Source organism: Acinetobacter sp. YH12069, from assembly GCF_013419675.1.
In the GTDB taxonomy this organism is placed as follows: Bacteria; Pseudomonadota; Gammaproteobacteria; order Pseudomonadales; family Moraxellaceae; genus Acinetobacter; species Acinetobacter amyesii.
In genome coordinates this window covers 21,288-28,290 of sequence record NZ_VOZS01000027.1, presented here as the reverse complement: position 1 = coordinate 28,290, position 7,003 = coordinate 21,288, and the positions used below count along the sequence as shown (strand labels likewise).

6 protein-coding genes and 1 pseudogene are annotated in these 7,003 nt (G+C 40.7%); 6 read left to right on the top strand and 1 reads right to left on the bottom strand.

The annotated features are described in order from the left end of the window. The 3 genes and pseudogenes from FTU16_RS14770 to bfr all read left to right on the top strand — a co-directional run. A pseudogene (locus FTU16_RS14770) lies at positions 1-743 on the top strand (ISNCY family transposase); the annotation flags it as partial. A 387-nt stretch (positions 744-1,130) separates the two neighbouring features. Beyond that, a complete protein-coding gene (gene rlmF, locus FTU16_RS14765) occupies positions 1,131-2,105 on the top strand; it encodes a 23S rRNA (adenine(1618)-N(6))-methyltransferase RlmF (RefSeq protein ID WP_180163560.1) in 975 nt (324 codons plus the stop codon). Positions 2,106-2,452: 347 nt separating this feature from the next. Then, complete coding sequence (bfr, locus tag FTU16_RS14760) at positions 2,453-2,917, top strand: bacterioferritin (RefSeq protein ID WP_067762676.1); 465 nt, start codon at positions 2,453-2,455, stop codon at positions 2,915-2,917. A 57-nt stretch (positions 2,918-2,974) separates the two neighbouring features. Here bfr and FTU16_RS14755 read toward each other — a convergent pair whose 3' ends face one another. Then, positions 2,975-3,541, bottom strand: a complete 567-nt coding sequence (locus tag FTU16_RS14755; protein WP_180163559.1) for a peroxiredoxin — start codon at positions 3,539-3,541, stop codon at positions 2,975-2,977. 160 nt (positions 3,542-3,701) lie between these two features. Between FTU16_RS14755 and FTU16_RS14750 the strand changes: the two genes are divergently transcribed. From FTU16_RS14750 to FTU16_RS14740, 3 genes are all read left to right on the top strand, one after another. Further along, complete coding sequence (locus FTU16_RS14750) at positions 3,702-4,463, top strand: hydrolase (protein WP_180163558.1); 762 nt, start codon at positions 3,702-3,704, stop codon at positions 4,461-4,463. An 86-nt stretch (positions 4,464-4,549) separates the two neighbouring features. Beyond that, positions 4,550-5,842, top strand: coding sequence for an adenosylmethionine--8-amino-7-oxononanoate transaminase (gene bioA / locus FTU16_RS14745; RefSeq protein WP_180117442.1), 1,293 nt, complete (start codon positions 4,550-4,552; stop codon positions 5,840-5,842). Further along, positions 5,839-6,996: an 8-amino-7-oxononanoate synthase gene (locus FTU16_RS14740; protein WP_180163557.1), complete on the top strand. Its 1,158-nt coding sequence runs from the start codon at positions 5,839-5,841 to the stop codon at positions 6,994-6,996. Before bioA ends, FTU16_RS14740 begins: the two co-directional genes overlap by 4 nt. Positions 6,997-7,003 lie beyond the last annotated feature (7 nt).

Sequence of the window (7,003 nt, the reverse complement as noted above, 5' to 3'; positions counted from 1 at the left end):
ATGGTAAGCCATTGGCATTTTACAGTGACAAACATTCAGTTTTTAGGGTGAATCAAAGTAGCAAGAAAGACACCAAGATTACCCAGTTTGGACGTGTTCTGAGCACTCTCAATATCGATATCATTTTCGCTAACTCCCCTCAAGCCAAAGGTCGTGTAGAACGAGCGAATAGAACACTTCAGGATCGTCTGATTAAGGAGATGCGTCTAGAAGGCATCAGTTCAATTGCAGATGCCAATAAGTGGCTGCCGTGCTTTATTGAGCAGTTCAATCAGAAGTTCGCCAAATGTGCGCGAAACTCAAAGAACCTGCATCGGCCATTAACCGAATCTGATCTTGAACTGGATGATATTTTTACCTGGCAGGAACCGCGTAAGGTCACCAAGAATCTGACTCTGACCTATGACAAGTGTATTTATATGCTTGAACCGACAGAGCTGAATCATAAGCTTGCTGGGCAATACATTTCATTTCTGGAGTACCCGGATGGTACTGTGGCAATCATGCATGAAGGACGGAAGATCAACTATAGCGTCTTCAATAAACTGGCTGGACTACAGCAGAATGAAGTGGTTGAGAATAAAAGATTAGGTTCGGTCCTGGCCCATATCCAGCAGCAACATGAGGAATTGGAGAAACAGAATAAACGTTCCCGTCTCAAGAAAAGTATGCCGAGTCGTAAAGCTCAGAAAGTTGTTATTGAACAAAGAAATTTAAATCCTGTGCTTGACTCTTGTAGTTAAAAACAGGACATTTTAAATGGTTTATCGCATAGACATTTTAATTGGTGAATAACAGAAAAAATTTATTTAATATAAATCATTGTCTTATGTTGATGTGAAAAGCCCGATCACCATCGATTGGGCTTTTTTGTTGATTCTTCGTATTCCATGATCACTATTTAATCAATGTTCCACGGTTTTGTTTAATGAAATTTAAAGCTATAGCAAACAAAAATGTCCAGATAAAATAAGAATCGATGTCCAAGTCGTTATCGATTTGCAGATAGACAAATAAAAGGATTGAGGCGTCATTGACGCGTTAAATTCACGTACAATATCGATTCATTTGCAGGTATAGATCCTGCCTTATCAGATGATTCTGTTCTCCCGTTGAATATTGGCATACACATGGCGCAAGCAAAGAAATCTTTTCCGCGGCAAAAATCGGAATTACATGCACGAAATCTGCATCGTAGTCGTTATGATTTTCCTCAGCTAATCCAGAGCTGTTCGGAACTTGCGCCTTTTGTCAGCCCAAATAAATATAACGATTTATCGGTAGATTTTTCTGATCCAAACGCTGTGAAAATGCTCAATAAAGCATTGCTCAAGCATTTTTATGGCATTCAATATTGGGATATTCCCAAAGATTTTCTTTGCCCGCCTATTCCGGGGCGAGCGGACTATATCCACTATTTGGCTGACTTGCTGAGTGCTAACAACAAGGGTCAGATTCCAACAGGACACGCCGTTCAAGTCTTAGATATTGGGGTGGGCGCGAACTGTATTTATCCGATCATTGGTCATCGCAGCTATGGCTGGAAATTTGTCGGCTCAGATATTCATGCTGCATCGGTTAAAAGTGCCCAATTTATTGTGGAGGCCAATCCGAATCTGCGTAAAGGCATTCAGATTCGATTGCAGAAAACAGCGAGCAATATTTTCAATGGGGTGATTAAACCTTCAGATCGTTTTGATTTGACCATGTGTAATCCGCCATTTCATGCCTCACAAGATGAAGCCAACGCGACCGCAACGCAAAAATTAAGAAAACTGGGCAAGCCGGTTGATCGGAGCAAGGTGGTGTTAAACTTTGGCGGTCAAAAAAATGAACTCTGGTGTGATGGCGGCGAAGAGCGATTTGTCTGCCAAATGGTGCAAGAGAGCATTCAGTTTGCTGAGCAATGCCTTTGGTTTAGTACGCTGGTTTCCAAGAAAACAACATTGCCAGTGCTCTTAAAAGCTTTAGCGAAGAGTGGCGCAGTGGATGTGAAAACCATAAAAATGACGCAAGGACAAAAAGAAAGCCGTTTTGTCGCTTGGACTTTTTTAGATTCAAAACAGCAGCAAGCGTGGAAGAATGCACGCTGGACTTCAGCTTAAGTCTGTCTTCTTTGGAAATTTGGGTCATCGGTGTACTATTCCATGAATAGAGGCGAGGCAGTGCAAGTATGGCGTCTTGGATCAATCCGGCGATTTTTTTGCTAAACAAGACGCATTGTTAATTGTTACAAAAAACAGCATCTAGCGATTTTTTATTATTTCGTGTTCTAAATGCATGGAATATTCTGCAAGGGCTTCTTTTATATGTGAAAAATGCGCGGAATTGAACTGCAAATGCGTATGTTTATCATTTAAATTTTATATAAATCATAAACTTACAAAAATTATATTTTGCATTCATTTTGAAACTTGTCCATAATATTTGAAAAGGGTATGGAGTGAAGAAAATGCGTGGCAATCCAGAAGTCGTAGACTACTTAAATATGCTGATCGGTGGCGAACTGGCTGCTCGTGATCAATACTTAATTCATTCCCGTATGTATGAAGATTGGGGCTTAAGTAAAATCTTTGAACGTATCGATCATGAAAGCCAAGAAGAAGGCTCACATGCAGATGCATTGATTCGTCGCGTATTGTTCCTTGAAGGAACGCCGAATATGAATCGTGATGATATTGAAGTCGGTACAGACGTTGTGACCTGTTTAAAAGCGGATTTGGCGCTTGAATATCATGTTCGTGAGAAACTTGCACAAGGTGTAAAATTGTGTGAAGAAAAGGGTGACTATGTGACCCGTGATATGCTCCGTCAGCAAATGTCAGATACTGAAGAAGATCATACTTACTGGCTTGAAAAGCAAATGCGTTTGATCGAACTCATTGGCCTACCAAATTATATTCAGTCTCAAATGTAATTTAAAAAATATCCAAAAAACCCAGCTTCTGCTGGGTTTTTTATTGGGGCATGAAAACTATTGTTGTAGTCTTTTAATATCTGCCAAGACTTGCGCAGCATGTGTCTGTGTATTCACACTGGTATATTGATAAACAATAATACCTTTCGGATCAATGAGAAAGGTTTCACGTTTGGCAACTTTCAAAATCCCTAAGTTTCGTACAATACCTAGCTGAGTCGCCAGCTTATGCTGTTGGTCGGCAAGAATTGGAAAGGGAAGTCCGAGTGCTTTAGAGAACTTTTGATGTGATGCAACATCATCTAAGCTTGCGCCCAAAACAACCGCATTAGTTTTTAAAAATTGTGGATACAGGGTTTTAAATTGATTGGCTTCTTCTGTACAACCGGGTGAGTTGTCTTTAGGGTAAAAGTACAGAACGAGCCATTTCCCTTGATATTGCTTCAGTTCGTGCCATTTTCCATTTTGATCTTGCAATTTAAAGTTGGGTGCGGGTGTGCCAACCCATTGTTTTTGTTTGTTTTGACTGGTGCTGAGTATTGATGTTTCGGCAACTGTGATTTGGGTCGTTGCTATTAAAGCACATGTCATTAAACAGATTTTAAGCAATGAAGAAACTTTCATAGAGCATCAGTTTATATTGTTCTTTATTCGATCTTAACAAATTTTAAAGCGCTGTAGGCTGGCTGATTTTATATTTATTGAAGTCGATTGCGAATGTCTTTTGGCAAATCGGTTGATGTGCTGAAATGCCACTATCAAACTTGCTTTGAACTTTTATACTATGTGGAATCGTTTAATTTTAGAGTTTGTATTGAATCAACATATTTTACTTATTACTGGCTGGGGCGGCGGTCGTAAATTACTTGCTCCTTTACAGCAGGCATTGATCACACAAGGTTATCAGGTCGAATTATGGAATATTTTTGATGCCTTAAATCTAGAAGTGATCGAACAGAAAGTTGAATTGGCGCAGCAATTTGATGTGATTATTGGCTGGTCTCTTGGTGGTCAATTGGCGACGATTTTGGTAGATGAAATTCAAAAAAAATATCAACAACAGAAAGCGCTGATCACATTAGGTTCAAATCCAAGTTTTGTGGCTGATGAACAGTGGCCTGCTGCGATGGATCAAGTCAGTTTTCAAAGCTTCAAACAATCTTTCGAGCAGGATGCAATTTCGACCCTAAAAAAGTTTGGTTATATGGTTTGTCAGGGCACTGATAGCAGCAAGCAAGATTTCATCACCTTGCAAAGTTTGATTCAAGCGCAAAATTTAGATGTGCTTCGAGCAGGATTGAACTGTTTGGAGAAGCTTAATAATGTCAGTATCTTGAAAAATTACACTGGTCATCAATACCATTTGTTTGCTAAGCAAGATTTTTTAGTTAGTTACAAAGTTGAACGCTTACTGCGTAATTTAGCTGTAAAGTTTTTGGAGACTGAATTGGTTTCTGGCTCACATGGCTTTCCATTGTTTCAATCTGAAGTCATAAGTTGCAAAATCTGCCAATATTTAAAGAAAATAGAACAAATCTCTGACTAGCTGGGCTTTATGGCAATTTATTTTTCATTGCCGTGGGTTTAACATCTTGCCACATTGATGTTTTAGCCTGATACATGGAGTGAGGGATGGCCAATTTAACCGATCTACAATTTGATCAGCAGCATATTTGGCATCCCTATACATCGATGACTCAGCCCCTTCCAACGTTTAAAGTGAAACGTGCACAAGGGGTGATGATTGAGCTTGAAGATGGTCATCAATTGATTGATGGTATGTCTTCATGGTGGTGTGCGATTCATGGTTATAACCATCCCGAGCTAAATCAGGCAGTGACCGATCAACTGCAACAGATGTCACATATCATGTTCGGTGGATTGACGCATGATCCCGCGATTCAACTGGCTAAATTACTGTTAAAAATCACCCCGCCCAGTTTAGATAAAATTTTCTTTGCTGACTCAGGTTCGGTTGCTGTCGAAGTGGCCTTAAAAATGGCGGTGCAGTATTGGGCGTCTTTGCATCAACCGAATAAAACCAATTTTGTCACTCCACGTTCTGGCTATCATGGCGACACTTGGAATGCGATGTCTGTGTGTGATCCCGTGACAGGAATGCATCAGATATTTGGTTCCAGTTTGCCCAATCGATTTTTTGTTCCCGAGCCGCAAGTTGGCTTTTATGAAGAATGGAATCCAGCGGATATTGCTGAACTGGAAAAGACACTCGCCGAACAGCATGCGCAGATTGCAGGCCTGATTTTAGAGCCGATCGTGCAAGGTGCCGGAGGTATGCGTTTCTATCATCCTGAATATTTGCGTCACGCTAAATTACTCTGCGAGAAATATCAGGTCTTATTGATTTTTGATGAAATTGCTACAGGCTTTGGCCGTACCGGAAAATTATTTGCATGGGAATGGGCCGCAGTTGAGCCAGATATTATGTGTATTGGTAAAGGACTGACAGGCGGTTATATGACCTTGTCTGCAACCCTGACTACGCAGAAAGTCGCGAATACGATTAGCCAAGGCGAAGCGGGTGTGTTTATGCATGGCCCAACCTTTATGGCAAATCCTTTGGCTTGCGCTGTGGCTGTAAAAAGTACCGAACTGCTGCTGTCTCGAGATTGGCAAGCGAATATTCGACGTATCGAAACACAATTGAAGTTTCATTTACCAGCACTTTCATCGCTTGAACATGTCAAAGATGTGCGAATACTTGGTGCAATTGGTGTGGTGGAATTGACCTTTAATGTAGATATGAAAACGCTACAACAGGAGTTTGTCCGTCGTGGTATTTGGATTCGTCCATTTGGGAAACTGGTTTATGTGATGCCCCCATATATTATTTCAGAGCATGAATTAAAAAATTTGTTAGAACACATGGTTGAGGTGGTGAAAAACATGGTGCAGCCAGCATGAATCTGCTCAACCATTTTTCAGATCAACTTGATCAACTAAAACAGCACGGCAACTTACGTCAGTTCGCTACAAATCATCAGCACGATCGTTACATTAGTATTCACGATCACAATATGTTGAATTTAGCATCAAATGATTATTTAGGTTTGGCTTCAAACCTTCGTCTACGTGAACAGTTTTTTGATGAAACCCCGAACGCACAGCGTTGGATGAGTTCATCTTCTTCGCGGTTGCTGACGGGGAATTTTCCAAAATATGAGCAACTTGAATCAACATTAAGTGATGCCTTTCATGGTCGTGCAGCACTGCTCTTTAATAGCGGCTATCATATGAATATCGGGATTTTACCTGCACTGGCAGACAGTAAAACCTTGATATTGGCGGATAAGCTGATTCATGCCAGTATGATTGATGGCATCCGATTATCGAGTGCGAAATATGTACGTTATCGCCATAATGATTTGGCGCATCTTTCTCAACTTTTATGCAAATATCATGAAGATGAGGCTTATGAGCGGATCATTGTGGTGACGGAATCGATTTTCAGTATGGATGGTGATGAAACCGATTTGGCTGAACTGGTTCGGATCAAAAAACAATTTCCCAAAGTGATGTTGTATGTCGATGAGGCGCATGCAATCGGTGTGCGCGGTGAGCGTGGTTTAGGCTGTGCTGAGCAATATCAGGTGATTGATGATATTGATCTTTTAGTCGGGACATTTGGTAAAGCACTGGCTTCAATAGGGGGGTATCTCATCTGTCATTCGATTATTCGTGACTATTTGATTAACTCGATGCGACCGTTGATTTTTAGTACTGCACAGCCCCCGATCTGTATGGCGTGGACAGATTTTATTTTCAAGAATGTTTTAAATTTAAAAGCAGAGCGTCACCATTTAAAGCAAATCAGTCAAAATTTGCAGCAAACTGTGCAAGCCAAAGGTTTTGATTGTCCATCTACATCACATATTGTGCCGGTCATTATTGGCGAGTCGAATAAAACTGTTGCCAAGGCTCAAGCTTTGCAAGCGGCAGGTTTTTATATCATGCCTGTACGTCCACCCACTGTGCCGCAGCATAGTTCGCGCTTACGCATTTCACTCACTGCTCAAATTACACAAACTGATTTGGATCAGTTGACTCAATTGTTGTGAGTGACTT